Source organism: Pseudovibrio exalbescens DSM 16456, assembly GCF_000422785.1.
Classification (GTDB): domain Bacteria; phylum Pseudomonadota; class Alphaproteobacteria; order Rhizobiales; family Stappiaceae; genus Pseudovibrio; species Pseudovibrio exalbescens.
This window is the reverse complement of record NZ_AUGS01000005.1, coordinates 38,070-63,383: the sequence shown is the minus strand read 5'-3', so window position 1 is coordinate 63,383 and position 25,314 is coordinate 38,070. Positions and strand designations below refer to the sequence as shown.

The window sequence follows — 25,314 nt, the reverse complement described above, 5'->3', positions numbered from 1 at the left end:
CCTCCCGGTACACCATCGACGCCTGAGGCTATGCCCACTCTATCAGTTCAGCGGATTCTCAAGCCCTCCGGCACTGGCGGCTGTCAAACCATCGCGATTGTAAATGTCGCCACGGAAATGCACCACGCCATCGGAATTTGCCCATGCTGTTATGTAGGCCATGTGTAGCGGAATTTTCGATTTCATGCGCACATCCAGGCGCTCGCCGCTGCGAATCGCTTGGTCTACGCGCGCCCGATCCCAGTCTGGCGTAGTTGAAGACAGCAACCACGTCGCCAATTCGCGCACGTTCTGAACCCGCACACAGCCGGAACTGTGGAATCTGTACCCACTGCCGAACAAGGACTGCTCCGGCGTATCATGAAGATACACTTGATGAGTATTGTGGAAGTTGATCCGCATAGTTCCCATGGAGTTTCCGTCGCCGGGATCCTGGGTAAAACGATACTGCGTGGCCTCATCCGTTTGCCAGTCGATGTCTTGCCACTGCAGTTCATTGCCATGCCAATCAAAGATGCGAATGCGGTTTTCAGCCAAGTAGTTCGGATTTTTCTGCATCCGCGGAATCAGGTCCTTGCGGATGATGCTGACGGGCACCGTCCAATAAGGATTGAAATTCAACTCGTGAATTGCCGAATCCAGAATAGGCGTCTGCCGATCGATTTTCCCAACGACAGCGGTATGACGAGAGCGCACGTGCCCCTGATCTACGGCCTCAATGGTCGCGCCCGGAATATTCACCAGAACATATTGACCTTCCAGCTTTGGCGCGAGTTCATCAACGCGTTCCAGATTCTTCTGCAACTGACGCAAGCGCACTGCTGCCGGAACATTCAGCGCCTTCACGGTGCTTTCACCCACCACGCCATCCGGCGTCAAACCATGACGCAACTGAAAAGCGCGAACCGCTGCATCTACATAGCTGTCAAAGGTATTGGACAAGCCGGCTGCCTGTGAAAGGTCTCCGGAAACCATCAGGCGCTGGCGCAAAACCGAAACATTGTCGTGGCGCATGCCCATGCGAAGAGGCTTTGCAGTAGCCTGCACCTGAGGCCATCCGCCCTGCACCACAATCTGCTGGTACTTGGCAATCGCGCCCTTTATGTAATCAGCCGTGCTTTCATTGATGGTCGGGATTTGCAGGTCCATCTTTGACAGCTTGCCCGGCGCACCGTCAAAGCTGTCCTGCCACTCGGTACCATCGACAAACTGCAGAGGCCCGGAGGGAACATTAGTGTAAGGCGGGCTGAAAGGTTCCTCTTGCGAACCGGATTGCACCTGAGCGGACGCAGCCCCTAAACTCATCAACACCGCAGCGCTGCACAGCAGTGACAAAAGTCGGCGACGACGGGTTTGAACGACTTGGCTCAACACGAATAGCTCTCCAAATTCTGCAAATTCTCTAGGTTTCTCGATGACACTACCGGAAGCCCTATAACAAAAAGGTAACCACGCCAACACTTCGTAGATCTGCTGCCAGATATTCCAGCGCTTTACCCTGATCTATCAATCGTGCATGCAAACAGCTGCTTCACGGTGCCCCCAAAAAGCAGCTCATGGCTTCATCGAAAGCCATTGCAATATGGCTGTTTCATGTCTGAACGGCACGTTACTCACGCCATCCACCACAGCCAACACCCGCAGATGCGTCCGCTCATGCAAAAACGCCGCTCCCGACGGGAACGGCGTTTTTGCATGGGGATCCGGAGTGTGCTTACAGCCGGTAAAGAATCTGATCTGTCCAGAAACGCTCCAAACGGCGCAGTGACCGATTCAATTCCACCAGATTGTCGGTGCCCAACTCCCCAACCTGTTCTATGGAGAGCACATGGCGACCATACAGATCATCAACAATCTGAGCCACTTCACGCCCTTTGTCTGTCAAGCTGACGCGAACCGAGCGCCGATCCATGCGCGAGCGTTCATGGTTGATGTATCCGGTCTCCACCAATTTCTTCAGGTTATAAGAAACGTTGGAGCCAAGATAATAGCCACGCGTACGCAACTCGCCTGCGGTCAATTCGGAATCGCCGATGTTGAACAGGAGCAACGCCTGCACACTGTTCACGTCCGATCGACCCATGCGATCGAACTCGTCCTTGATCACGTCGAGAAGTCGCCGGTGAAGTCTTTCAATCAAGGTCAGTGCCTCGAGATAAGCTGGCTTCAGTTCCGCCTTTTCTTCTTCCTGCGGCAGGACTTCGACTGCCCTATTTGTATTGACCATTTGGTTGCGCCTCATGTCCATATTGCCGTGCAAGTCGTATTTTTGTTCCGCACTTGAAGCAAATTTACTCCAGTGACTCTAAGAACCGCTTAAGAGATACACTGAACAAATTCTTAATTCGCACAGTACGCGTTGCACACTCCGGCAATAATCTGTTTACCCTGTTTGACGCAGAAAATGGATAATTGCGGAAAAATCTCTCTTTTCGGCATCTTGATTACAAAACTGCTCGTAAAGCTCAGCTGCTCTATGCCCCATCGGCGTCGCTGCGCCAAAGCTCTCTGCAGCCTGTCTCGCCAGTCCCAAATCCTTCAGCATCATTTCTGCGGCAAAGCCGGGCTTATAATCGTTGTTTGCAGGCGATGTCGGAACCGGTCCCGGCACCGGACAATAGCTGGTCAACGACCAGCACTGCCCCGAAGACGTGGAGGCGACCTCAAACAGCTTGGCCGCATCAAGACCCAGCTTCTCTGCAAGAACGAATGCTTCACACGTTCCGATCATGGAGATCGCTAGAAGCATGTTGTTACAGATCTTTGCCGCTTGGCCAGCTCCGGCATCTCCTGCATGGACAACGGACTTGCCCATCACATCCAGAAGAGGCCGCGCCCGCTCCACCGCTTCTGCGGGTCCGCCGACCATAAACGTCAAAGTGCCCGCCTGCGCCCCGACAGCACCACCTGATACGGGAGCATCCACTATATGCATGCCACTTGCAACAGCCTCACCCGCTACATCACGTGCCGTATCAACATCAATTGTTGAACTGTCGATCAGAAGCGTGCCACGCTCTGCATGAGTGAGCACGCCCTCGTCGCCCGTATAAACAGCACGCACATGCTTCCCTGCGGGTAACATTGTTATTACAACATCCGCATCTTTGACAGCCTCTGGTATGCTTTCTGCACACTTTCCCCCAGCCTCTTTATGGCGCTGCAAGGCCGTCTCCGAAAGGTCTACTCCATATACCTCGTGCCCCGCCTTCACGAGGTTAATGGCCATGGGACCACCCATATTGCCAAGACCGACAAACGCAATCCGCAGTGAGTTGTCAGACATACTTTCCTCCCCTTATGCCTGCACAGGAAAATAAACGCCGCGTAAGTGTCCGCACAAAACCGTAGTCTGTGCAGCCCTACATTAGCCGCATAGTGCCGATGAAGGAGGATGAGTATCAGCTTTGTGTCTGACCGTCGGAACTGAACCGTTCTGAGAGATACAGCAGGATCAAATAAACTGCGATCGCCCCCATATAGAAAGCGATTTCATACGGCCGGCGCCCGAAGATATCAGAGAAGATGGTGTGCATTACCACCTGACAAAGTGAGCGAAAAAGCCAGATCACGGTTCCCCAGCTGGCCAATAGCCACAAGCCAATGGCCGCTATGAGGTCGAGAACGGCAAAGAACACCACCGCACTTTGCCATTCGGTCGGCATGTCTTGGAACATCAATCCACGCCAGGTGTCAGCGCCCAGAATGCGGGCCCAGTGAATGAGCCCAGCGCCCAACATGACAAGGGCCATCAGTCGCAAATACACATGCAGCATGCCAATAAAGGATGGTCCCTTGTGAACCAGATGCTGGAACGTTGTTCGCATGTAGTTGTCCTGATGGCCCGGTATCAATCAAATCCGTGCGCCCTAAAGAACCAGGTCGCCCCCTTTGGGTTGCATGAAATGGGCTTCAACATCAACTGTTTTTAGCTCATCCATGCGCGCCGGTTGCCATTTTGGTGCATGATCCTTGTCAATCAACACCGCACGAACCCCCTCATAGAAGTCATGCCCCTGCAAAATCTGCGAGACAATGCGGTATTCCATGATCATGCAGTCATTCATGGATAGCTTGGCGCCTTTCTGCAACTGACGGAAGGCCACTTCGATGCTGGTTGGAGACCGCCCGCTCAATACCTCGAGCGTCTTGTGGGCAAACTCAGCCCCCTCACCCGCTTCAAGCATGCTGAGGTTTTCGAAAATCTGCTGAGTGCTTTCAACACCGAAACAGCTTTCGATCAGATCAGCCTTTGCAGCGATTGGCGCTTCGCCAACTTGGCTTACCCCGAAACTGTCGAGAATCGGCCCAGCCTCTTGCGCTTCACACAAAGCCGCCTCCAGCTCCGCAAACCGCTCGCCGGGAACAGCATGGGTCAGTATGCCGGTCCACAGACAGTCTGATTGGCCCAGCCGCTCTGCTGTCAGCGCGCAATAATACCCGATCGCCTTGGGTAGTCTGGGCAGGAAGTACCCCCCACCCACATCTGGGAAAAAGCCGATACCCGTCTCAGGCATGGCAAACATCGTTTTCTCCGACCCGACCCGATATTGGCCGTGAACAGAAATGCCTACTCCACCGCCCATGACAATGCCATCGATCAGCGCAACAAGAGGCTTGGTGCAAGATTTCATGCGGGCATTCAAGCGATACTCGTCAGCGAAGAACTGGACAGTCTCTCCAGCTTTTTCAGGCCCCGCCTGAGCCACTTGCCGAATGTCGCCCCCTGCACAAAACGCCTTTTCGCTATTGCTTTTGATCACAATGTGGCGAACCTCTGGATCAAGCTCCCACTCACACAGTTGAGTGTACATGGCCTTGACCATATCATGCGTCAGGGCATTGAGTGCTTTCGGCCTGTTCAAGACCATAAGACCCGCATGGCCCTTTCGCTCGAACAGGACCTCATCCGTCATCGTCATTCACGCTCCGTTATTTGTTTGGCTGGTTCGTTACCGTTTACTGGCCAGCTTCCTTGAAGATCTCGCGGGATACAATGAGACGCATGATCTCATTAGTACCCTCCAGAATTTGATGGACGCGCACGTCACGCAGATACCGCTCCAGCGGATAATCCTTCAAGTACCCGTAGCCGCCGTGCAATTGCAAAGCCTCATTCACAACCTTGAAGCCTGTGTCCGTAGCCAGCCTCTTGGCCATGGCAGCCATTTTTGTCGCACGAGCATCCTTGGCATCCAACAGGAAAGCGGCCTTGTGCAACAACAGCCGAGCCGCCTCCAGTTCCGTCGCCATGTCAGCCACCTTGAACTGCAAAGCCTGAAACTGATTCAGATGACGACCGAACTGCGTGCGCTCTCCCATGTATTGCACCGCCAGATCAAGACAGGCTTGCGCTGCGCCCAACGAGCAGGCACCAATATTCAGGCGCCCGCCATCCAGCCCGACCATGGCAATCTTGAAGCCATCTCCTTCTTCACCGATGCGATTGGTTACCGGAATTCGGCAGTTTTCGAAATTGACCTGCGCCGTTGGTTGACTGCGCCACCCCATCTTTTCTTCGTTGGCACCAAAACTCAGACCGGGCGTCCCCTTTTCAACGATGACACAGGAAATGCCGGCGGGCCCGTCTTCCCCGGTTCGAACCATCACCAGATACAAATCCGATACGCCGCCCCCTGAAATAAACGCCTTGGACCCGTTCAACACATATTCATCGCCCTCTCGCCGGGCCTTGGTACGCAGCGCAGCTGCATCGGAACCGGATCCAGGTTCGGTCAGGCAATAGCTGGCGATAAGATCCATTGTACACATGCGTGGCAAGAATTTCTGGCGCAGGTCTTCACTTCCAAATCGATCGATCATGCCCGCTGCCATGTTGTGAATGGACAGGAACGCCGCCGTTGAGGTGCACCCTTTTGAAAGCTCCTCAAAGATCAAGGCGGCGTCCAACCGCCCCAGTTCAGAACCGCCAACATCAGCAGGTACATACAGTCCCGCCATTCCCAGCTCAGCAGCCTTGCGCAGCGTGTCGACGGGAAAGAAAGAGGTTTCATCCCACTGCTTTGCATGAGGCGCAAGTTCGTCTCTGGAAAACGCAGAGGCCATATCAGCAATGGCGGTTTGCTCTTCCGTTAGTTGAAAATCCATCGGCGCAGCCCTCCCAAACTACTATCCATCAGCCGAAGCAACCCGTTGCGCAATCGGTAAGCACCCGGCGCTGCGGCGTCAATTCGCATATAGAAGCACATATATCAGTGCAGAATAGAGGGGGTCTGGCGGAAAAAAATGATCGAAGTAGTGCAAAAAAAACAGCTTTTGAGGTTAATCCTACCGCTGGCCTATGCTATCTGCAAAAACACTATTCGCGGGCATTCACTGGTTTAACCAAACCCGATGCCGCGCTCCATATCTATCAAACAGTTTTTCGTTAAGGGCAGAGAAGATGAAAGAGCCACGCATTCCAAATGTCACCGATATTCTGGGTGGACGGCGGATGCGTCGCAACCGGTCGAGTGATTGGTCGCGTCGCCTCGTCAGAGAAAACGAGCTGAGCGTGAACGATCTGATCTGGCCCATCTTTGTGATTGACGGGCACGACCATGTGGAAGACGTCAGTTCCATGCCCGGTGTCAAGCGTTACACCGTGGACCGTGCCGTACGCGCGGCTGAAGAAGCCGCAAAGCTTGGTATTCCCGGTATTGCTCTTTTTCCCAACACGCCCAATGAACTGCGCGACGACGACGGGTCGGAAGCACTCAATCCCGAAAACCTCATGTGCAAGGCGCTGCGGGCTATTAAGGCCGAGGGCATTCCTGTCGGACTGATTACGGATGTCGCTTTGGACCCCTACACCAGCCATGGTCATGATGGGCTGCTTCGCGGAGACACCATCGTCAACGACGAGACCGTCGACCAGCTGTGTCGGCAGGCATTGGTGCAGGCAGAAGCCGGCGCCGATGTCATTGCACCTTCCGACATGATGGATGGTCGCATCGGCGCCATTCGAGAAACGCTGGACGCCAATGGTTTTTCCGAGCGCCAACTCATGGCCTACTCTGCCAAATATGCCTCAGCATTTTATGGACCGTTCCGCGATGCAGTAGGCACAAACGCCATGTTGCGTGGTGACAAGCGCACCTACCAGATGGACCCCGCCAACACCGATGAGGCCCTTCGCGAAGCGGAATTGGACCTGCAGGAAGGGGCGGACATGATCATGGTCAAACCGGGCATGCCCTATCTGGACATCGTGCGCCGCGTCAAGGACACGTTCCTCGTGCCCACTTACGCCTATCAGGTCTCAGGCGAGTACGCGATGATCTGCGCCGCGGCCCAGAACGGCTGGATCGATTATGATCGGGCAGTCCTGGAAAGCCTGACCGCTTTCAAACGCGCAGGAGCAGACGGAATCCTGACCTACTTCGCCCTCGAAATTGCGCGTAAGCTCAAGCAATAACACCCCGACACACAAGACGGTGCCTTCAGGCCTGACCTCGCACCGGTATGGATTGCCCCATGTCCTCACCCGTTACAATCGATGCGATCAGACAGGCCGCAAAAGCCATTGAAGGCGCTGTCTTGCGCACCCCGCTTTTGCCGGCACGCCATCTTGATGTCCTCACAGGCACGCGCATTTTCGTCAAATATGAAAACATGCAGGACACCAATGCATTCAAGGAGCGCGGCGCCCTGAACAAGCTGCTGAGCTTGAGTAAAGCCGAGCAGAGCAAAGGGGTGATTGCCATGTCCGCTGGTAATCACGCCCAAGCGGTGGCTCTGCACGCCGGACGCCTTGGCATTCCGGCGGTCATCGTCATGCCCAAACACACGCCACACGTGAAAATATCGGCCACCGAGGCTTATGGCGCGACCGTAGTTCTGGCTGGTGAAACCGTTGACGACGCCCGAGAAGAAGCTGACCGTCTTGCCAAGGAACACGGCTACACCTGGGTGCACCCCTATGACGATCCATGGGTAATTGCTGGACAAGGGACCATTGCGCTGGAAATGCTGGAAGATCAGCCGGATCTCGATGTTCTTGTCGTCCCGATCGGCGGTGGCGGCATGGTGGCGGGAATGGCGATCGCCGCCAAGGCGCTTAAGCCTTCCATTGAAATCATTGGCGTCGAAGCCGAATTGTTTCCATCGATGCACAACGCGCTGGCAGGTCTGGACCGCCCAATCGGGGGTAACACACTCGCAGAAGGTATCGCTGTACGCAGAGTAGGCACGCTTACCCGTCAAATTGCCAAGGACCTGGTCGATGACATCATTATCGTCTCGGAAACCCAGATTGAGCAGGCCGTGAATGCCTATCTCACGCAGCAAAAAACCATTGCCGAAGGAGCAGGAGCTGCCGGTCTGGCCGCTGTAATGGCACAGCCGGAACGCTTCAAAGGCAAGCAGGTAGGGCTCGTCTTGTGTGGTGGCAACATAGACCCGCGTCTTCTCACCTCCATCATGTTGCGTGAGCTGGTGCGTAGCGGCAACATCATGTCGATCCGCTGCACCATTCCCGACCGCCCCGGTATATTGGGAGAAATCTCCACTTTGATCGGCAATTTGGGTGGCAATATTTTAGAGGTCTCTCACCACCGTCTGTTTCTCGATGTCCCCGCAAAAGGAGCCACACTCGATGTGACAGTGGAGACTCGCGGGAGCGCCCATGCCGATACAATCGTGAAGGCCCTTGAAGACAAAGGTATCAGCGTGAGCCATCTGATGGGCAGCGATCTGCACCGCAACTGAGCCAGGATACCGAAACGGTAGTGTGTTGCATTGAAATGTGGCACACCACCGCTTACCTCTAGTCGAAACCCATTTGCCAAACCGTTGACTTCGAGAAGCCCGAGACAATGTCCATTCAATCCACAATCGATCCGTATACAAGCCGCACCTTGTTTTCCGGGGTCCGCACCCGGCGCATATTCGGCTTTTGCATCGATGTCTTGGCTATTTTGATCCTGACGGCTCTGTCTTCGCTGCTGGTCTTCATACTTGGCATCTTCACCCTGGGTCTGGGCTGGTTGCTGTTGCCGATTCTTTGGCAATGTGTGGCTTTGGCCTACACTGCCTTTACATTGGGTGGACCCAATGCTGCCACGCCCGGCATGCGCGCCATGGGCCTTGAGATGCGCCTCACGAATGGCACCATGCCCTATCCGCTTCTGGCAGCGATCCATGCCCTGCTCTTCTGGTTTTCCATGACCTTCCTGACCCCGCTTGTGCTGCTTGTCTCGCTGTTCAGCGATCGCAAGCGCCTGCTTCACGACATCATTTTAGGTACGGTCGTGATCAATTCCTCAGTGGAAAGACGGTAAAACACCTTAACCTCTCCTCAAGTTGTCTCGTGACCTCCACCCCAATACCAACTAGGAATAGGGGTTGATGACTCGCAACACGAGGACACGATGGGGTTTTCAGAGATACCAATGATCCTGACCTTCTTGGTCATTGGGACGACAATCGTTCTCTATGCGATCGAAAGGTTCACGATTGAGATCGTAGCGCTCGGCCAGGTCGTAGCGCTGATGCTGGTGTTTCTTGTGTTCCCGCAAGAGTATGAGGGACGCCTGCTCAATCCGGCAGACTTTTTGAGCGGCTTTGCCAATCCGGCCCTGATCACTGTTATCGCGCTTTTGATTGTCGGTCAGGGGCTGTTCCAGACCGACGCACTGGATACGCCCTCACAGTACATCGTGAAGCTGACTCAAAAGCGCAAATGGCTGGCCGCCGGGCCTTTGATGATCCTCATCGGCCTGATGAGTGCCTTTCTCAACAACACACCGGTTGTTGTCATGGTACTGCCCATTCTCACAGCCATAGCCGCTGCCCATGGCAGGTCTCCGGCCCGTGTTCTCATGCCCCTTTCCTTCATTACGATACTTGGCGGCATGACAACCATGATTGGCTCATCCACCAACCTGTTGGTTGCCAATGTTGCCAACCAGACCGGTGAGGTGATGATCGAATTTTTCACCTTCACGCGTCTGGGCCTGATGCTAGCAGCGGTAGGCTCCATTTACGTCTTGTTCGTGATGCCGCGCATTTTGAAGCCGCGCAAGACAATGGCAGAGGAGTTTCAGGGTCAAAGCGGCAAGCAGTTCATTGCTCAAATCCCGATCGTGTTCGGCCATCCCCTGGTGGGCAGCAAGGCGGTAGCAGGTCTGTTTCCTGAGTTGAAAGACATGACCGTGCGCCTCGTGCAGCGCGGTGAACGTCCCTTGCTCCCCCCATTTGAAAACGTCGTGCTATCTCCCGGCGACACCGTCATTGTGGCGGCGACCCGCAGCACATTGACCAAGGCCTTGACCGACCGCCAACCTCTGCTCAAACCCACATCATCGGACGATGACCGCAAGGAGGTGGAGAATGCCCCCCTGCCAAAAGGGACACTGGCCCTTGCAGAAGCGGTTGTTGCTCCCGGCTCACGGTTGATTGGCCGGACGATAGCCCAAGCAGGCTTTCATGCGGAAACCAATTGCGTTGTCACAGGTCTGCAACGGCGCAGCCGCATGCCACGCATGCCCATGAGCGACATACGCATGGAATCGGGAGACGTGCTCTTGATTGGCGGAGACCGTGAGGACATCAACCGACTGCGCGGCAATCGCGACGTCCTATTGCTTGACTGGTCAACTATTGAAGTCCCACAACGGCGCTACGCCCGCCGGGCACTTGGCATTTTCGCTGCCATGATCACGTTGGCCGTGTCTGGCCTTGTTCCGATCGTTGTCGCTGCGGTGGGTGCAACCTTTGGCATGATCGCGTCCCGTTGCCTCAACGTGCGGCAAGCGTTGCGTACCATCGACAGTCGTATCTTCCTCTTGATCGGATCGGCCATTGCCTCATCACTTGCATTGGAAGCAACCGGCGGTGCCTCTCTGATCGCAAGCTATCTGGTTGACGTCGCAGATGGCTATTCTCCGGCTGTGCTGTTGTCTCTGTTGTTCGCTGTCGTCGCAATCATGACAAATCTGTTGTCCAACAATGCAACGGCCGTTTTGTTCACACCCATTGCCATTGATATGGCTCATCGGGCCGGTGCGCCGGTGGAGCCCTTCATCGTCTGCCTGATCATGGCGGCCAATTGCTCGTTCGCCACCCCGATCGGCTATCAGACCAACCTCATAGTCATGGGACCTGGTCACTATCGCTTCAGCGATTTCATAGTTGCAGGCACCCCACTTGCGATTATCATATGGTTGACCTTCTCATTGATCGCGCCATGGTATTATAGTCTTTAGAAAAGTCTCTGGAGCAAGGAGAGCGGGTGCGTGACACGACAGCCCTTTGATAATCCTCAGTTTTACCTGACTGCTCCCTCCGAATGCCCGTATCTGCCGGACCGCAAGGAACGCAAGGTCTTCACGCACCTTGTAGGCCCCAGCGCTCCGGCTTTGAACGATATCCTGACACAAGGTGGGTTCCGTCGATCTCAGAACATTGCCTATCGCCCAGCCTGTGAAAACTGCCGGGCCTGCGTGTCCGTGCGGGTCTGCGTGGACGATTTTCGCTGGACGAAATCATTCAAACGTCTTTGGAAAGCCAATGCTGACCTGATCGGTGCCGAGATGCCGCCCGGTCCTAGTGCCGAACAGTACGATCTGTTCCGCTCCTATCTCCTGTCCCGCCATCGCAATGGCGGCATGGCAGAAATGAGCGTGATGGACTATTCCATGATGATCGAGGACACGCACGTCAACACTGCGGTTGTGGAATATCGCCGCCGGGGCCCGGATACGTTCCTCACCGGAACAGGCGAAGGACCACTTTGTGGCGTCGCCTTGACGGACCGTATGTGTGATGGGCTTTCCATGGTCTACTCGTTCTTCGATCCCGAACAGCATCCGCGCAGCCTCGGAACATTCATGATCTTGGACCACATCGTGCGCGCCCAACAGCTTGGCTTGCCTTATGTCTATCTGGGCTACTGGGTCGAAGGCTCACCGAAGATGAAATACAAGGAGCGCTTTCAGCCGCAGGAACACCTTGGCGCATATGGTTGGCAACGTGTGGATCAACCCGAAGACTGAGGTTTGCGGCAGGCGCCGAAGGCTAAGGTAGCCGCGGTCCTGATTTCCGCACAAAACTCATCTTCAGAAAGACGGCGCGTCTGAATATTGTATCGAGAGCAATGATAGCTGGAAAACAACCAGCGCCCATCGGGCAAGGCCACGCGCGATCCATGGCAAAACGGATAATCTCGGCCCGATAGTCCAAAGCTCCGAATAACCGCCTCATGAGCTAGCCGCCCAATTGCAAAAATCACAGGAACTGCCGCATAAGCCGAGAGCATTTCGAGAAAGTACCCGCGACAGGCCTTGACTTCATCCATTCTGACCTTGTTCTGCGGCGGAACACAGCGAACGATATTGCTTATGCAAACGTGATCCGGCCAAATCCCCGCATCCGGGTCCTGAGGATCGCGATACCTGGCCAACCCCGCACCAACCAAGGCTCGAGACAGCACCCGACCGGAAAAATCCCCTTGGAAAGGGACCCCCGTGCGGTTCCCGCCTCTCAACCCCGGAGCCAGACCAACAATGATCACCTTTGGCTTCGCACCGGCGAAATCGGGTACAGGCGCATTGAACCAGTCGGGGTACAACTTCTTGTGTTTCAACCTGAAATCAAAAAGCCGCCCACAGACGCAACAGTCTGAAGGCGGCTCATTGTAGTTAGGCCGATAGGTCATTATCAGCCTCAGCCCAGTACTCAGTAATCGTCATCCAGATCATCGTCATCGTTCCGCTGCTGCGGACGATCACCCGGGTCGCGCCCTACCCGCTGCATCAAAGAAGCAAGTTCAATGAAATGATCCGCCTGACGACGCAAGTCATCCGCGATCATCGGCGGTTGGGTTTGAAGAGTAGAGACGACTGATACCTTGCGCCCTTTGCGCTGCAACGCTTCAACCAGAGACCGGAAGTCCCCGTCACCGGAAAACAGAACGATATGATCCACATGATCAACCATCTGCATTGCATCAACGGCAAGCTCGATATCCATGTTGCCCTTGATTTTCCTGCGACCTGTTGAATCCACGAACTCTTTCACAGGCTTGGTGATGACCTTGTAGCCATTGTAGTCCAACCAATCGATCAATGGTCGGATTGAAGAGTATTCCTGTTCTTCCACCAATGCCGTGTAGTAGTAGGCACGAAGCAAATACCCTTGAGATTGGAACTCTTTCAACAGCCGCTTGTAATCGATGTCAAATCCAATCGCCTTCGCGGTCGAATAAAGATTTGCGCCATCAATAAATAAAGCAACCTTCTCGCGGGGATCGAACATTTTGTTTTTAACCTTTCCGCTGCACAGCAACCACTGCCACAATCAATATATGCATTTTTTCATAATACCCACTCCAGACAAACAATAATATTATCGAAAAAAGTGGGTTTATGATGGACTAACCTGTCCAAATGCAGTTCATCTTCTTTAAAACCACCATGCTCCTCTTCGGAAAGCACAGCAATTGACGCCACGTAAAGATGCACTGATACCTATTAAAATTTGGCCAATGCCTTCCGACTCACGCCTGAGACCGTAATCTAGGCACAATAAAAATTGTAGAGCGCATACCAGTAAAATTCACAGGATCGAGCCAATTTAAGGGTGAAAAATTTTCAAATCGGCGCAAAAAATAAGTCGCATTTGTCAACCACCTTTTCTAAAATGATGAGATAAGCTCATTTATGTCACAAACGCGATACAAATAACCTTGTTTATGCCTTTTGTCGCACTCTTGTGGCAATATTGTGCTAACGGTAATCGATCAGGTTCTCTCAAGGCATGCGTCCGGATTGACGCAAGGGTGTTTCTTAGTCATTGTAGCGAAAAGACCTCGAGCGGGTCTTGCGTATCGCAAAAAACCCAACTATGAGAGTGCAACTAATTTTCCTCAAAAATGGAGTGTTCGCATGGCGCGCGTGACCGTCGAAGATTGCATCGACAAGGTCGAAAACCGGTTCGAGCTCGTGCTGCTTGCCAGCCATCGCGCCCGGATGATTTCCAGCGGCTCCCCGCTGACAATCGACCGCGATAACGATAAAAACCCTGTAGTGGCGCTTCGTGAGATTGCTGACCAGACCGTCAGCCCCGAAGACCTCAAGGAAGACCTGATCCATTCGCTGCAAAAATTCGTTGAGGTCGACGAACCTGAAGAAGAAACAGCACCAATGGTTCCGTCCAACCCGCAGGCCGTTCAGATCAACGCAGTGGATGACAACGAAGTGGAATTCGACCGCATGACGGAAGAAGATCTGCTCAAGGGCCTTGAAGGTCTTGTCCCACCAGAGCGTTCCGACGACTATTGAGTTAATAGTTAGCTTGATGTCGGCGCCGGCAGTGTCGGCGCCCTTTCTTTCCGGTGCCGGCCAAAGCTTCACAAAGAATTTTTGAGCGGCACGAACATGATGCGTCAATACGAACTTGTTGAGCGCGTAAGCCGGTATAATCCGAATACGGATGAAGCGCTCCTCAACAAGGCTTATGTTTACGCCATGCAAAAGCATGGCAGCCAGACCCGTGCGTCTGGTGATCCCTATTTTTCCCATCCATTGGAAGTTGCTGCCATCCTGACCGACATGAAGCTGGATGACGCGACCATTGCGGTTGCTCTGCTTCATGACACCATTGAGGATACGGATGCAACCCGTGCCGAAATCGACAAGATGTTTGGTGAGGAAATCGGCAAGTTGGTCGAAGGCCTCACCAAGATCAAACGGCTTGATTTGGAATCCCGCAAGGCCAAACAGGCCGAAAATTTTCGCAAACTCCTTCTTGCCATTGCCGATGATGTTCGCGTTTTGCTGGTCAAGCTGGCCGACCGGTTGCACAACATGCGCACCCTGCACCACATGCCGGAGCACAAACGGGGACGCATCGCGGAAGAAACCATGGAAATCTATGCCCCGCTTGCCGGGCGCATGGGAATGCAGGAAGTTCGGGAAGAACTCGAAGATATTGCTTTTGAAACTCTTTACCCGGAAGCTTTTCAGACCATCAGTGAACGCCTGGAACAGCTGCGCGCCAAAAACCAAAGCCTGATCGCGGATATTGAGACCGATCTCACGCAGCGTCTGGCGGCACGGGGCATCACCGCGACCGTGACCGGGCGCGAAAAACGCCCCTACTCCATTTTCCGCAAGATGCAACAGAAGTCACTCGGCTTCGAGCAGCTTTCAGATATCTATGGTTTTCGCATCATTCTGTCGACGGTAGAAGCCTGCTATCGGGTTCTTGGTGTCATTCATACAGCCTGGCCCTGCGTCCCCGGGCGTTTCAAGGATTACATCTCCACCCCCAAGCAGAATGACTACCGGTCCATTCACACCACCGTTGTTGGCCCAAAGCGCCAGCGTGTTGAACTGCAGATCCGCACTCAGGCCATGCATCGCATCAACGAGGCCGGTATTGCGGCACACGCCCTGTACAAGGACGGCGTGACAGGTGGGCGCGACATTTCCCAATTGTCTACGGACTCGCGGGCATATGGCTGGCTGCGATCCACCATCGACATGCTTTCACAGGGCGATACGCCGGAAGAGTTTCTCGAGCATACCAAGCTTGAGCTGTTTCATGATCAGGTCTTCTGCTTCACGCCGAAGGGCCGCCTTATCGCTCTTCCCAAGGGCGCAACACCGATCGACTTTGCCTATGCTGTTCACACGGACGTGGGCAACACCTGTGTTGGATGTAAGATCAACGGTCACATTTCTTCCCTTGTCACCGAATTGACCAATGGCGATGAGGTCGAAATCGTCCGCTCTCAGGCACAAACCCCGCCACCCGCCTGGGAAAACATCGCTGTCACCGGCAAGGCCCGCGCAGCGATCCGACGTGCCACTCGAGCCTCCGCCAAGAAGCAATATGGCGGGCTGGGCAAACACATTCTTGAGCGTGCCTTCGAGCGCTGTGAAAAACCATTTGTGGAAGCTGAACTGGAGCCGTATCTGGCCCACTTCAACTGTGAAACCACAACGGACCTGCTTGTCGGCGTTGGACGGGGTGAAATCTCCGCTTCAGACGTTCTCAAATCGCTTTATCCAGAGCTCAGCTCCAATGGTCAGGCCGAACGCGCAGTGGAAACCTTGCCGGCCGGCTCTGCTTCGGAGGGCTGGTTTGAAGTCGACAAAGGCGCGTCGGTCAAGTTCAAGATCCCCGAGGACGGCCAACACACAGATCATTCCATCCCGATCCGTGGCTTGTCTGGCTCCCTTCCCGTGCGTTTCGCACCCAACGGCGGAGCAGTACCGGGTGATCGAATTGTAGGCATCCTCTCGCCGGGCGTCGGTATCACCATATATCCCATTCAGTCGCCAGATCTGAAAGAGTTTGACGACCAGCCAGACCGTTGGCTTGATGTGCGTTGGGATATAGATCCGGATGATCCGGATCGCTTCCCCGCCCAAATTCGTATTCTGGCGGTCAATGAACCAGGAACCCTTGCCACGATCACGAAGGTCATCAGCGATTGCTCCGGCAACATCGATAACCTGAAAATGATTAGGAAGGCCTCCGACTTCCATGAGATGCTGGTAGATCTGGAGGTTTGGGACCTGAAGCACCTGAACCGGATCCTCAATCAACTGCGCTCAAAACCGAGCGTCTCCCAGGCAGTGAGGGTCAACGGCTAAAAAAGAACAAAAAGGAATGCCAAATGACCGGGACCGATCAAGACGCACTGAAGCTGCTCCGAGAAATCGGGGCAGTTGTGGATGGACACTTCATTCTTCCGTCGGGTTTAAGCAGTCCTACGCTGATTGATCGTCCCCGGTTGTTCATGTACCCGTGTCACTTGCAGGCACTTTGTGCCTTGCTGTGTCGGGAACTGCACAGCCAGAAACTAACTGGTTTTGACCGTGTGGTTTCCATAAGCCGAGCGAACATGGTACTGGGGCATGAGGTTGCCCGACAAATGGGATGCCCGAGCACATGGCTGGAAAAGGAAGCCGGCAGTTTGAAACTGGTGGGACCGAACTTGGAGAAAAAGTCCCGCTTGTTGATAGTTGAAGATGTTGTCAACACCGGAGCCTCGAGCCAGGAAGCGATTCACGCTTTGGAAAGCTGGGGAATGGAAGCTGTAGGGGTCGCATGTGTGATTAATCGCTCCAACGGGCAGGCCAATCTGGAGCTTCCGATCATTTCGCTGATTGATATGCAGGTACCCGCTTATGCTCTTGATCAAGTCCCTCGTTATCTGGAAGAAATACCAGCCATCGTTACCGGCAATGTGGCATCCGGCCACTAGCCGTGCCTCCGGTTTGGACACGTAAGGCCCATGCTTTTCAAACGTCGCAAGAAACCCAGCCATATGGAACGGCTTCGCGTAGCCGTGTGGCCGCGGCATAGTTGGGTACGGTCGACGAAATACTTTTCCAAACGCGTGTTGCGCCTCAGCGCAAGCCCCCACGTTGTGGCTCTGGGCTTTGCCGCAGGGGCCTTTGCATCCTTTACCCCCTGCCTTGGGTTTCATTTCGTCATTGCAGCTGCCATCTCCTTTGCAATCGGGGGCAACATCATTGCGTCAGCCATCGGCACCGCCGTCGGCAATCCGCTTACATTTCCATTCATCTGGGCCTCTACCTACAAGTTGGGAACCTGGATCTTGTACGGCACGCCAACGCACACACCACACCCCAAGGGCATGTTGGCGCACGGTTTCTGGGAGCAGTCCCTCGAGGCGCTCTGGCCACTGATCAAACCCATGCTGGTGGGCTCCATCCCATTGGGTATACTCGCAGCCTTTGTCTGTTACATCATTGTGCGCATCAGCGTGGCGGGCTATCAAAAGACCCGTCGTCATCGTCTACAGATCAAGCACAAGGCTCTGGCCCTCACTTCTTTGAAGAGCAACCCTTTGAATGCGATCAAGAGTGAACAGGACCACACCCACTAGGTCCGTGCACCAACCCGACACGATGAACGCCAAGAAACGGAGTGAGAAACCATGATCATCGGGATCGGCAGCGACCTGTGCGATATTCGCCGCATTGAAAAGACACTGGAACGCTTTGGCGAACGTTTCACCAACAGGGTCTTTACGGAAATCGAGCGACAAAAATCTGATCGCCGTGCCCAACGGGCCGCCTCCTATGCCAAGCGCTTTGCAGCAAAAGAAGCTTGCTCCAAAGCACTGGGCACAGGTATACGCATGGGCGTCAATTGGCGCGAAATGGGTGTTGTGAATCTTCCAACCGGCAAGCCGACACTGGAACTGGTGGGCAGCGCGCGCGCACGGCTCGACTCCATGGTGCCTGAAGGTTTCATTCCACATATTGAACTGACAATCACGGACGACTATCCGCTCGCTCAGGCCTTTGTTGTCATGACAGCCTGGCCGCGCGACTGGCCGCAACCCGTATCTGTGAAAAGCTGACTTCACGTTGCACAGTGCCATTCAAAAGGCTAAGAGTGCTTCCAAATACTGTGTCATTGTTTTGCATCGACTCACCAAGTATCTCTGGGCTTGGCGAGATTCCCCGGCAGTAAGGATTGATATGAGCGTGTCCAAGAAGACAAAGGCCCAGGACGGCGGCATTTACGAGACTATTAAAGTCATTGCACAGGCATTACTTTTAGCACTGATCGTTCGCACTTTTCTGTTTCAGCCATTCAATATTCCTTCGGGCTCCATGAAGGACACTCTGCTGATTGGCGACTATTTGTTTGTTTCAAAATACAGCTACGGCTACAGCCAATACTCTTTCCCTTTTGGTTTGGCACCGATTTCCGGGCGCATTTGGGACGCAGAGCCCAAACTCGGTGATGTGGCGGTATTCAAACTGCCAACCGACAACTCGACCGATTACATCAAACGCGTCGTTGGCCTGCCGGGAGACGAAATCCAGATGATTGATGGCGTATTGCACATCAATGGCATTCCGGTGAAGCGGGAGCGGATTGACGATTTCATTGAGACAGATCGCTTTGGCAATACGCGCCGCGTACCGCGCTATTTGGAGACCCTGCCAAACGGCGTGACATACCAAACGCTCGACCTGACGGAAAATGGCGCAAACGACAACACAGGTATTTATAAAGTCCCAGAAGGTCACTATTTCATGATGGGGGACAACCGCGACAATTCGGCAGACAGCCGCGTGCTGGACGCGGTGGGTTATGTGCCCTACGAGAATTTTGTTGGCCGCGCCGAGATCATCTTCTTCTCGATTGAAGAAGGAACCCCTGCATGGATGGTCTGGACATGGCCTTGGTCAGTAAGGTGGGACCGCTTGGGCGATCTGCTTTGAGCTGTTAACTGCTGACACAACGGAGATTTTGAGTTCAATTATGAACGCAAGGAAGAAAAAGGTAACGGACGCAACGCTCGAAAAGCGAATTGGGTACACCTTTAAGGACAAGTCCTTGCTGGAAAAAGCGCTGTCTCATGCCAGCGCTTTGCCAGCATCTGAAGCCACGCTCAAGAGCTATCAGCGCCTTGAGTTCTTGGGAGACCGCGTTCTGGGGTTGGCCATTGCCACCATGTTGGAAAGCCATTTTCCCAAGGCCGAGGAAGGCGAGTTGGCTCGCCGCCTCAACCAGTTGGTCAAAAAGGAAACATGTGCTGATGTAGCTCGAGCCCTCCGGCTGGGCGATCACATGCGCCTTGGCGATTCAGAGGCGCAGAGCGGCGGCCGCGGCAAAACCGCCTTGCTGGCTGACATGTGCGAGAGCGTCATAGCGGCAATCTACCTCGACAGCGGCTTTGATGCCGCAAACGAATTTATAAGGACGCATTTCTCGGATCGGATGCTATCCTACAAGGGACCGTTGCGAGACGCCAAGACGACGCTTCAGGAATGGGCCCAGTCAAAGGGACGCCCTACCCCGGTGTATGAGGTGATTGACAGGTCCGGCCCAGACCACGCGCCGGTTTTCAATATCCGCGTCTGTGTGGAAGGCATCGAACCAGGCGAAGCGACCGGAGCGTCCAAGCGGGTTGCGGAGCAGTCTGCCGCCGAACTGATCTTACGCCGTGAAGGCGTTTGGAACTCTTAGAGAAACAATGACAGAAAACGAAAACAATCAAAACGACGACGGCTTTGTATTCAAGGCCCTTTCGGAGCAGCAGGCCGATACAAATGCCGGCTTTGTGGCCCTGATTGGCGCTCCCAACGCAGGCAAATCGACCCTGCTCAACCATTTGGTAGGCACCAAGGTGTCGATCGTCACGCACAAGGTGCAGACCACGCGGGCCATCGTCCGCGGTGTTGCCATGGAAGACAAGGCTCAGATTGTTTTTGTCGATACACCGGGCATTTTCAAACCGAAGCGCCGCCTGGACCGGGCAATGGTGGATACGGCGTGGGGCGGTGCGCGTGACGCTGACATTGTCGCCGTTATCATTGATGCCAAGCGCGGTATCGATAGCGAGGTCGAAAAGATCCTCGTGGAACTGCAGAATATCCGCCTGCCCAAGGTGCTGATCCTGAACAAGATCGATCTGACACCGCGCGAAAAGCTCCTTGAGTTGGCCAAAAAGGCCAATGAGTACACCATTTTCGATGATACCTTCATGGTGTCCGCGCTGCGCGGCAGCGGCACTCAGGATATTCTGAAGTACTTCGCCGAACGCATGCCTGAAGGCCCCTGGTTATATCCTGAGGATCAGGCCTCCGACATTCCACTGCGCATGCTGGCGGCAGAAATTACCCGCGAAAAGTTATATTTGCGGCTGCATCAGGAACTGCCCTATATCTCCACCGTGGAAACGGATAGTTGGGAAGAAAAGCCGGATGGTTCCGTTCGCATTGAACAGACCATCTACGTCGAACGCGACAGCCAGAAAAGCATCGTATTGGGCAAGGGTGGCCAAACCATCAAGACCATCTCCCAAAAGGCGCGTGAAGAGCTCATGGAAGCTTTTGAGGTACCGGTCCACCTGTTCCTGTTCGTCAAGGTGCGTGAAAACTGGTCCGATGACCCCGAGCGCTATCGCAACATGGGTCTGGACTTCCCGTCCAACTAACGGCGAGGCGCCGATTTTCCATGCAATGGTCGGCAGAAGGCATCGTCATCGGCACCCGAAAACAGGGCGATTCCAACCTCATTCTTGAGGTAATGACGCCTGATCGGGGCCGATGCCTTGGCTTGGTGCGCGGTGGCCGCTCCCGCCGGCAGCAACCTGCCTTGCAGTTGGGCAATCACCTGTCCCTGACCTGGCGCGCTCGCCTTGATGAGCACTTGGGCAACTTTAATGTGGAGCCCATTCAGTTGCGGGCCGCCCACCTGATGCAAAGCGCCCTGTCCATTCACGGCCTGCAGGCCTTGTGCGCCCTGTTGCGTCTTTTGCCAGAGCGAGACCCTCACCCTCGCCTCTATCACGCTCTCGATGTCATTCTCGACAACTTGGAAGACCCGCTTCTGGCCGGCGCCCTGATTGCACGGTTTGAACTGCGCCTGCTCAATGAGCTGGGGTTCGGATTGGATCTGTCTGAATGCGCCGCAACTGGTACTCAAGACGATTTGATCTGGGTTTCTCCCCGCTCGGGCCGGGCCGTTTGCCGGGTAGCGGGCGAACCCTACCGAGCCAAGTTATTCCCCCTGCCCACCTTCATGAAGGCCTCGGAACTGCGCGAGACAGCAACGCAGGACTTGTGCGCCGAGGATGTTCAGGCGGCCTTCAACATTACGGGATACTTTTTGTTCCGATGGGTCTATGAACCCCGCGGTCTGACATGGCCAGTAGCGCGGGACAGCTTCCTCACCACTTGGGCGAGAAAAACCGACACAGTGGCCTGAGACCTGCGTATTTCCCTGCAGGACCTGAAAAAGCGAACCGCAAGAAATCCCCAAATCCTGCAGTTTTCCGTGGGTCACTGAAGCAGAACCATTGCCAGTTTACGGCCCACACGTTAACCCATTCGAATGGGAAAAGAACTGACTGGCGACGACGCCCCGGAACAGATTGAGCTGAAGGACGCGCTTGAGGAGCGCTACCTTTCCTACGCTCTGACAACAATCATGCACCGCGCGCTGCCGGATGTGCGAGACGGCCTCAAACCGGTCCACCGCCGCATTCTCTATGGCATGCGCCTGTTGAAGCTTGATCCCGGGGCCGGGTTCAAGAAATGTGCCCGTGTTGTCGGTGACGTCATGGGTAAATATCACCCTCACGGTGATGCGGCCATCTATGATGCTTTGGTGCGTCTGGCACAGGACTTTTCTGTTCGCTATCCCATGGTCGATGGTCAAGGCAACTTCGGCAATATTGACGGCGACAGTGCCGCCGCCATGCGTTACACCGAAGCTCGAATGACGGATGTCGCCAAACGGGTCCTGGATGGACTCGATGATGATGCGGTGGACTTCCGCGAGACCTATGACGGTCTCGACAAGGAACCCGTTGTTCTGCCAGGAAATTTCCCAAACCTGTTGGCCAACGGATCCACCGGCATCGCGGTGGGCATGGCAACCTCCATTCCGCCGCACAATGTCCATGAGCTGTGCGAGTCCAGTCGCTACCTCATTGACAAACCTGAGGCTGAAACCGAAGAGCTGCTTCAGTTCGTCAAAGGCCCGGATTTCCCAACGGGCGGCACCATCGTCAGCGACAACGGCTCCATTCTGGAAGCCTACAAGACCGGTCGGGGCAGTTTTCGCGTACGTGCAAAATGGCACAAGGAAGAAGGCAGCCGGGGCACGTATCAGGTCGTGGTTACCGAAATCCCCTATCTGGTTCAAAAATCACGACTGATCGAGAAGATCGCCGAGCTGTTGACGGCGCGCAAACTGCCACTTTTGGAAGACATCCGCGATGAATCGGCGGAGGATGTGCGCCTTGTGCTGGTTCCGCGCAGCAAAAACGTTGATCCCGAGCTGTTGATGGCCTCGCTGTTCAAGCTGACCGATCTGGAAAACCGGTTCTCGCTGAACATGAACGTGCTGTCTCAAGGCATCGTTCCCAAGGTTATGGGCCTCAAGGCCGTGCTGCAAGAATGGCTTGAGCACCAGAAGGAAGTCCTCGTCCGGCGCTCCAACTACCGCCTCGGCCAGATCAACCATCGCCTTGAAGTCCTTGACGGTTATCTGATTGCCTTCCTGAACCTTGATGAAGTTATCCGCATCATCCGCGAAGCAGATGATGCCAAGGTAGAGCTGATCAGAGCCTTCGGACTGACAGATGTACAGGCCGAAGCCGTGCTGAACATGCGCCTGCGGTCCTTGCGCAAACTCGAAGAAATGGAAATTCGCAAGGAACATGACAAGCTCTCCAAGGAACGGGACAGCCTGATTGCCCTTCTTGGCTCGGAAAAGAAGCTCTGGAACCGCGTTTCCAAGCTGGTTGGAGAAATCGGCAAGGCCTATGGCCCGGAAACTGAACTGGGCAAACGCCGCACCGACTTCGGCTCCGCCAATGATCGCGATCTGGAAGACATCCAGCAAGCCATGATCGAGAAGGAACCCATCACGGTTGTCCTCTCTGAAAAGGGATGGATTCGCGCGTTGAAAGGCCACGTTCAGGACGTCTCCACGCTCTCTTTCAAGCAGGGGGACAAGCTGAAACTGTCGTTCCATGCGGAAACAACCGACAAGCTACTGGCGTTCACCACCGGCGGCAAGTTCTTCACACTGGGCGCCGACAAGCTGCCTGGCGGGCGCGGCCACGGTGAACCGGTGCGCCTCATGGTGGATATGGACGAGTCTCAAGACATTCTCAGCCTGTTCGTTCACAAACCAAGCCGTCGCCTTCTGGTGGCAACAGACGAGGCGCGCGGCTTTGTCGTAAAAGAAGACGACGTCATCGCCAACACGCGAAAAGGCAAGCAGGTTCTTAATGTTACGGCGCCCAGCGAAGCCAAGCTCTGCGTACCGGCGGAAGGCGACCACCTTGCTGTCATCGGCATGAACCGCAAATTGCTGGTGTTCCCACTTTCGCAAATTGCCGAGATGACGCGTGGCCGCGGTGTACGCCTGCAGCGCTACCGCGACGGCGGCATTTCTGACGCCAAAGCCTTCCACGGTGGCGAAGGATTGACCTGGCTCGACAGCTCCGGACGCACATTCAGCCGAACCCTTGAAGAGTTGCAGGATTGGTATGGCGACCGGGGACAAGCCGGCCGACTGCCCCCCAATGGTTTCCCTCGCAGCAACAAATTCGGCGGTAACGAGCTGTAACACAAAAGCCCGACTTATTACCGGGCGCAAACCATTGAAAAACCCCGTCGTTTTGCGGCGGGGTTTTGTGTTTTCCGATTGTGTTGGGGCGGTCTCCGAAATTTCCGTCAGGCAGAACCGAACACCGGGTTCGTGAACGGCACCAACGCAGCAATCAATGTGTCGACATAAACAGATTTTCGGGTAAGTCGGTTATCGGTGAAAATTCCGAATGCTCCACCCTTATGTTTAATATTTGTCGTTCCAAAAACCTCATCAATGGCATGTCCAAGCTCAACTCCAGCTTGAACTCTTTCCATGATCTCGGAGGGAAGCGGCAACATCAACGAGCGACTGGTTGACAGCGTGCCGGCCTGATCCAGGATCGCCATCCACGCGAAGGTATAGGCCTGCCCTTCCACAACGGCGATGCCTCCTTCAAGGCCAACGCAAAATTGTGCGTTCGTTTGAACAAAACGCGCATTTTCTGCACGCGTAATTGCACCCAGCCGTGTTTCCTCATCACCCATCGGCTGATCGGGCACACCGCTGTCCACCTCCACCGGTACGAACGCCAGATCACCCTCTGGCATCATGGCCCGAAAGGCTTCTTCCACTGCACCGACTTTCACCGGGTTCTTAGAGGCAACCACGATCGTAGCCATCACACACTCTCAAAATGGGGATCATAAAAGACAGGAAGGGGGATAACCCGATCTGAACAGACCGGGTTATCCCTGATTTTTCAGCAACCGTTGCTTTTCACGATTCCAGTCGCGCTTCTTTTCAGTTTCGCGCTTGTCGTGAACTTTTTTACCGCGTGCCAGCGCCACTTCCAGTTTCGCCCGTCCCTGCTCATTGAAGTAGACTTTCAACGGCACAATGGTCTTGCCCTCTTTCTGGACAGCCCCGGCCAGTTTGTTGATCTGGCGCTTGTGCAGCAGCAGCTTGCGCGGACGGCGCGGCTCGTGGTTGAATCGGTTACCTTGGGTGTATTCCGGTATGTAGAGGTTATAGATCCACATTTCCCCGTCATATTCAGCGGCGTAACTTTCTGCCACGTTGCTCTTGCCTTGACGGAGCGATTTGACCTCTGTTCCCTTCAGTTCGATACCGGCTTCCAAGACCTCTTCTATTTCGTAGTTGAAACGGGCCTTCCGGTTGTCAGCAATAACCTTGCGCCCGGGAGCCCCCCCTTTTTGGGCAGCCATTCTTCTTCCTTATGGTTCTGCGGGCCGAAAACTGCGT

General features: G+C 54.6%; 25 protein-coding genes. 15 read left to right on the top strand and 10 right to left on the bottom strand.

From position 1 onward, the window contains the following. Positions 1-42: 42 nt before the first annotated feature. The 6 genes from G512_RS0105205 to G512_RS0105180 all read right to left on the bottom strand — a co-directional run bounded on the left by G512_RS0105205 (position 43) and on the right by G512_RS0105180 (position 6,108). Entirely contained in the window at positions 43-1,374 is a 1,332-nt protein-coding gene (locus tag G512_RS0105205) for a L,D-transpeptidase family protein (protein WP_028480799.1), read from the bottom strand. Positions 1,375-1,714: 340 nt separating this feature from the next. Continuing rightward, entirely contained in the window at positions 1,715-2,227 is a 513-nt protein-coding gene (gene ldtR, locus G512_RS0105200; RefSeq protein WP_028480798.1) for a transcriptional regulator LdtR, read from the bottom strand. Positions 2,228-2,383: 156 nt separating this feature from the next. Continuing rightward, positions 2,384-3,286, bottom strand: a complete 903-nt coding sequence (gene mmsB / locus G512_RS0105195; protein WP_028480797.1) for a 3-hydroxyisobutyrate dehydrogenase — start codon at positions 3,284-3,286, stop codon at positions 2,384-2,386. Between the two features lie 115 nt (positions 3,287-3,401). Continuing rightward, positions 3,402-3,827, bottom strand: coding sequence for a DUF6163 family protein (locus tag G512_RS0105190; protein ID WP_028480796.1), 426 nt, complete (start codon positions 3,825-3,827; stop codon positions 3,402-3,404). 42 nt (positions 3,828-3,869) lie between these two features. After that, entirely contained in the window at positions 3,870-4,922 is a 1,053-nt protein-coding gene (locus G512_RS0105185) for an enoyl-CoA hydratase/isomerase family protein (RefSeq protein WP_036488657.1), read from the bottom strand. A gap of 37 nt (positions 4,923-4,959) precedes the next feature. Further along, positions 4,960-6,108, bottom strand: a complete 1,149-nt coding sequence (locus tag G512_RS0105180; RefSeq protein WP_028480794.1) for an acyl-CoA dehydrogenase family protein — start codon at positions 6,106-6,108, stop codon at positions 4,960-4,962. Positions 6,109-6,403: 295 nt separating this feature from the next. On the opposite strand from G512_RS0105180, the gene hemB reads away from it, so the two are divergent. The 5 genes from hemB (at position 6,404) to G512_RS0105155 (ending at position 11,996) form a co-directional block, all read left to right on the top strand. Next, positions 6,404-7,417 carry a porphobilinogen synthase gene (gene hemB / locus G512_RS0105175; protein ID WP_028480793.1) on the top strand — a complete coding sequence of 338 codons (1,014 nt, stop codon included), beginning with the start codon at positions 6,404-6,406 and terminating at the stop codon, positions 7,415-7,417. A gap of 59 nt (positions 7,418-7,476) precedes the next feature. Further along, positions 7,477-8,709 (top strand): threonine ammonia-lyase, encoded by a 1,233-nt coding sequence (locus G512_RS0105170; protein ID WP_143181415.1) that lies wholly within the window; start codon positions 7,477-7,479, stop codon positions 8,707-8,709. Between the two features lie 107 nt (positions 8,710-8,816). Beyond that, entirely contained in the window at positions 8,817-9,281 is a 465-nt protein-coding gene (locus G512_RS20075; protein WP_036488654.1) for an RDD family protein, read from the top strand. A gap of 111 nt (positions 9,282-9,392) precedes the next feature. After that, positions 9,393-11,207 carry an SLC13 family permease gene (locus G512_RS0105160; RefSeq protein ID WP_228130474.1) on the top strand — a complete coding sequence of 605 codons (1,815 nt, stop codon included), beginning with the start codon at positions 9,393-9,395 and terminating at the stop codon, positions 11,205-11,207. Between the two features lie 30 nt (positions 11,208-11,237). Then, positions 11,238-11,996 carry an arginyltransferase gene (locus G512_RS0105155; RefSeq protein WP_028480790.1) on the top strand — a complete coding sequence of 253 codons (759 nt, stop codon included), beginning with the start codon at positions 11,238-11,240 and terminating at the stop codon, positions 11,994-11,996. Here the strand turns inward: G512_RS0105155 and G512_RS20070 are convergent. Together G512_RS20070 and G512_RS0105145 are read right to left on the bottom strand one after the other, a co-directional pair. Continuing rightward, positions 11,981-12,658 (bottom strand): uracil-DNA glycosylase, encoded by a 678-nt coding sequence (locus G512_RS20070; protein WP_051268958.1) that lies wholly within the window; start codon positions 12,656-12,658, stop codon positions 11,981-11,983. The genes G512_RS0105155 and G512_RS20070 overlap by 16 nt on opposite strands. A gap of 20 nt (positions 12,659-12,678) precedes the next feature. Continuing rightward, positions 12,679-13,257, bottom strand: coding sequence for a LabA-like NYN domain-containing protein (locus G512_RS0105145; protein WP_028480789.1), 579 nt, complete (start codon positions 13,255-13,257; stop codon positions 12,679-12,681). A 629-nt stretch (positions 13,258-13,886) separates the two neighbouring features. Between G512_RS0105145 and rpoZ the strand changes: the two genes are divergently transcribed. The 10 genes from rpoZ (at position 13,887) to parC (ending at position 24,087) form a co-directional block, all read left to right on the top strand. After that, the gene (gene rpoZ, locus G512_RS0105140; RefSeq protein ID WP_028480788.1) at positions 13,887-14,282 is read left to right on the top strand and encodes a DNA-directed RNA polymerase subunit omega; all 396 of its coding nucleotides are present in this window, start codon (positions 13,887-13,889) and stop codon (positions 14,280-14,282) included. A 96-nt stretch (positions 14,283-14,378) separates the two neighbouring features. Beyond that, a complete protein-coding gene (locus G512_RS0105135; RefSeq protein ID WP_028480787.1) occupies positions 14,379-16,604 on the top strand; it encodes a RelA/SpoT family protein in 2,226 nt (741 codons plus the stop codon). Positions 16,605-16,627: 23 nt separating this feature from the next. After that, on the top strand, positions 16,628-17,218 hold the full coding sequence (locus G512_RS0105130) for a phosphoribosyltransferase family protein (RefSeq protein ID WP_028480786.1): 591 nt from the start codon (positions 16,628-16,630) through the stop codon (positions 17,216-17,218). Positions 17,219-17,248: 30 nt separating this feature from the next. Continuing rightward, the gene (locus tag G512_RS20065) at positions 17,249-17,866 is read left to right on the top strand and encodes a DUF2062 domain-containing protein (RefSeq protein WP_036488650.1); all 618 of its coding nucleotides are present in this window, start codon (positions 17,249-17,251) and stop codon (positions 17,864-17,866) included. A 51-nt stretch (positions 17,867-17,917) separates the two neighbouring features. Continuing rightward, the gene (acpS, locus tag G512_RS0105120) at positions 17,918-18,346 is read left to right on the top strand and encodes a holo-ACP synthase (RefSeq protein WP_028480785.1); all 429 of its coding nucleotides are present in this window, start codon (positions 17,918-17,920) and stop codon (positions 18,344-18,346) included. 121 nt (positions 18,347-18,467) lie between these two features. Then, the gene (gene lepB, locus G512_RS0105115) at positions 18,468-19,220 is read left to right on the top strand and encodes a signal peptidase I (protein ID WP_028480784.1); all 753 of its coding nucleotides are present in this window, start codon (positions 18,468-18,470) and stop codon (positions 19,218-19,220) included. 40 nt (positions 19,221-19,260) lie between these two features. Next, positions 19,261-19,968, top strand: coding sequence for a ribonuclease III (gene rnc / locus G512_RS0105110; RefSeq protein WP_028480783.1), 708 nt, complete (start codon positions 19,261-19,263; stop codon positions 19,966-19,968). A gap of 7 nt (positions 19,969-19,975) precedes the next feature. Beyond that, the gene (gene era, locus G512_RS0105105; protein ID WP_028480782.1) at positions 19,976-20,938 is read left to right on the top strand and encodes a GTPase Era; all 963 of its coding nucleotides are present in this window, start codon (positions 19,976-19,978) and stop codon (positions 20,936-20,938) included. 20 nt (positions 20,939-20,958) lie between these two features. Beyond that, a complete protein-coding gene (recO, locus tag G512_RS0105100) occupies positions 20,959-21,711 on the top strand; it encodes a DNA repair protein RecO (protein ID WP_028480781.1) in 753 nt (250 codons plus the stop codon). Between the two features lie 126 nt (positions 21,712-21,837). Then, positions 21,838-24,087, top strand: coding sequence for a DNA topoisomerase IV subunit A (gene parC, locus G512_RS0105095; protein ID WP_028480780.1), 2,250 nt, complete (start codon positions 21,838-21,840; stop codon positions 24,085-24,087). Between the two features lie 107 nt (positions 24,088-24,194). On the opposite strand, the gene yjjX is transcribed toward parC, so the two are convergent. Together yjjX and smpB are read right to left on the bottom strand one after the other, a co-directional pair. Next, a complete protein-coding gene (yjjX, locus tag G512_RS0105090) occupies positions 24,195-24,731 on the bottom strand; it encodes an inosine/xanthosine triphosphatase (RefSeq protein ID WP_028480779.1) in 537 nt (178 codons plus the stop codon). Between the two features lie 66 nt (positions 24,732-24,797). Beyond that, positions 24,798-25,277 carry an SsrA-binding protein SmpB gene (smpB, locus tag G512_RS0105085; protein WP_028480778.1) on the bottom strand — a complete coding sequence of 160 codons (480 nt, stop codon included), beginning with the start codon at positions 25,275-25,277 and terminating at the stop codon, positions 24,798-24,800. Positions 25,278-25,314: the final 37 nt, after the last annotated feature.

What these genes read in the sequence shown, in the direction of transcription:
- ldtR (WP_028480798.1), bottom strand. Translation starts at nt 2,227, where the DNA reads ATGGTCAATACAAATAGGGCAGTCGAAGTCCTGCCGCAGGAAGAAGAA.
- mmsB (WP_028480797.1), bottom strand. Translation starts at nt 3,286, where the DNA reads ATGTCTGACAACTCACTGCGGATTGCGTTTGTCGGTCTTGGCAATATG.
- G512_RS0105190 (WP_028480796.1), bottom strand. Translation starts at nt 3,827, where the DNA reads ATGCGAACAACGTTCCAGCATCTGGTTCACAAGGGACCATCCTTTATT.
- G512_RS0105185 (WP_036488657.1), bottom strand. Translation starts at nt 4,922, where the DNA reads ATGACGATGACGGATGAGGTCCTGTTCGAGCGAAAGGGCCATGCGGGT.
- G512_RS0105180 (WP_028480794.1), bottom strand. Translation starts at nt 6,108, where the DNA reads ATGGATTTTCAACTAACGGAAGAGCAAACCGCCATTGCTGATATGGCC.
- hemB (WP_028480793.1), top strand. Translation starts at nt 6,404, where the DNA reads ATGAAAGAGCCACGCATTCCAAATGTCACCGATATTCTGGGTGGACGG.
- G512_RS0105170 (WP_143181415.1), top strand. Translation starts at nt 7,477, where the DNA reads ATGTCCTCACCCGTTACAATCGATGCGATCAGACAGGCCGCAAAAGCC.
- G512_RS20075 (WP_036488654.1), top strand. Translation starts at nt 8,817, where the DNA reads ATGTCCATTCAATCCACAATCGATCCGTATACAAGCCGCACCTTGTTT.
- G512_RS0105160 (WP_228130474.1), top strand. Translation starts at nt 9,393, where the DNA reads ATGATCCTGACCTTCTTGGTCATTGGGACGACAATCGTTCTCTATGCG.
- G512_RS20070 (WP_051268958.1), bottom strand. Translation starts at nt 12,658, where the DNA reads ATGACCTATCGGCCTAACTACAATGAGCCGCCTTCAGACTGTTGCGTC.
- G512_RS0105145 (WP_028480789.1), bottom strand. Translation starts at nt 13,257, where the DNA reads ATGTTCGATCCCCGCGAGAAGGTTGCTTTATTTATTGATGGCGCAAAT.
- rpoZ (WP_028480788.1), top strand. Translation starts at nt 13,887, where the DNA reads ATGGCGCGCGTGACCGTCGAAGATTGCATCGACAAGGTCGAAAACCGG.
- G512_RS0105135 (WP_028480787.1), top strand. Translation starts at nt 14,379, where the DNA reads ATGATGCGTCAATACGAACTTGTTGAGCGCGTAAGCCGGTATAATCCG.
- G512_RS0105130 (WP_028480786.1), top strand. Translation starts at nt 16,628, where the DNA reads ATGACCGGGACCGATCAAGACGCACTGAAGCTGCTCCGAGAAATCGGG.
- G512_RS20065 (WP_036488650.1), top strand. Translation starts at nt 17,249, where the DNA reads ATGCTTTTCAAACGTCGCAAGAAACCCAGCCATATGGAACGGCTTCGC.
- acpS (WP_028480785.1), top strand. Translation starts at nt 17,918, where the DNA reads ATGATCATCGGGATCGGCAGCGACCTGTGCGATATTCGCCGCATTGAA.
- lepB (WP_028480784.1), top strand. Translation starts at nt 18,468, where the DNA reads ATGAGCGTGTCCAAGAAGACAAAGGCCCAGGACGGCGGCATTTACGAG.
- rnc (WP_028480783.1), top strand. Translation starts at nt 19,261, where the DNA reads ATGAACGCAAGGAAGAAAAAGGTAACGGACGCAACGCTCGAAAAGCGA.
- era (WP_028480782.1), top strand. Translation starts at nt 19,976, where the DNA reads ATGACAGAAAACGAAAACAATCAAAACGACGACGGCTTTGTATTCAAG.
- recO (WP_028480781.1), top strand. Translation starts at nt 20,959, where the DNA reads ATGCAATGGTCGGCAGAAGGCATCGTCATCGGCACCCGAAAACAGGGC.
- parC (WP_028480780.1), top strand. Translation starts at nt 21,838, where the DNA reads ATGGGAAAAGAACTGACTGGCGACGACGCCCCGGAACAGATTGAGCTG.
- yjjX (WP_028480779.1), bottom strand. Translation starts at nt 24,731, where the DNA reads ATGGCTACGATCGTGGTTGCCTCTAAGAACCCGGTGAAAGTCGGTGCA.
- smpB (WP_028480778.1), bottom strand. Translation starts at nt 25,277, where the DNA reads ATGGCTGCCCAAAAAGGGGGGGCTCCCGGGCGCAAGGTTATTGCTGAC.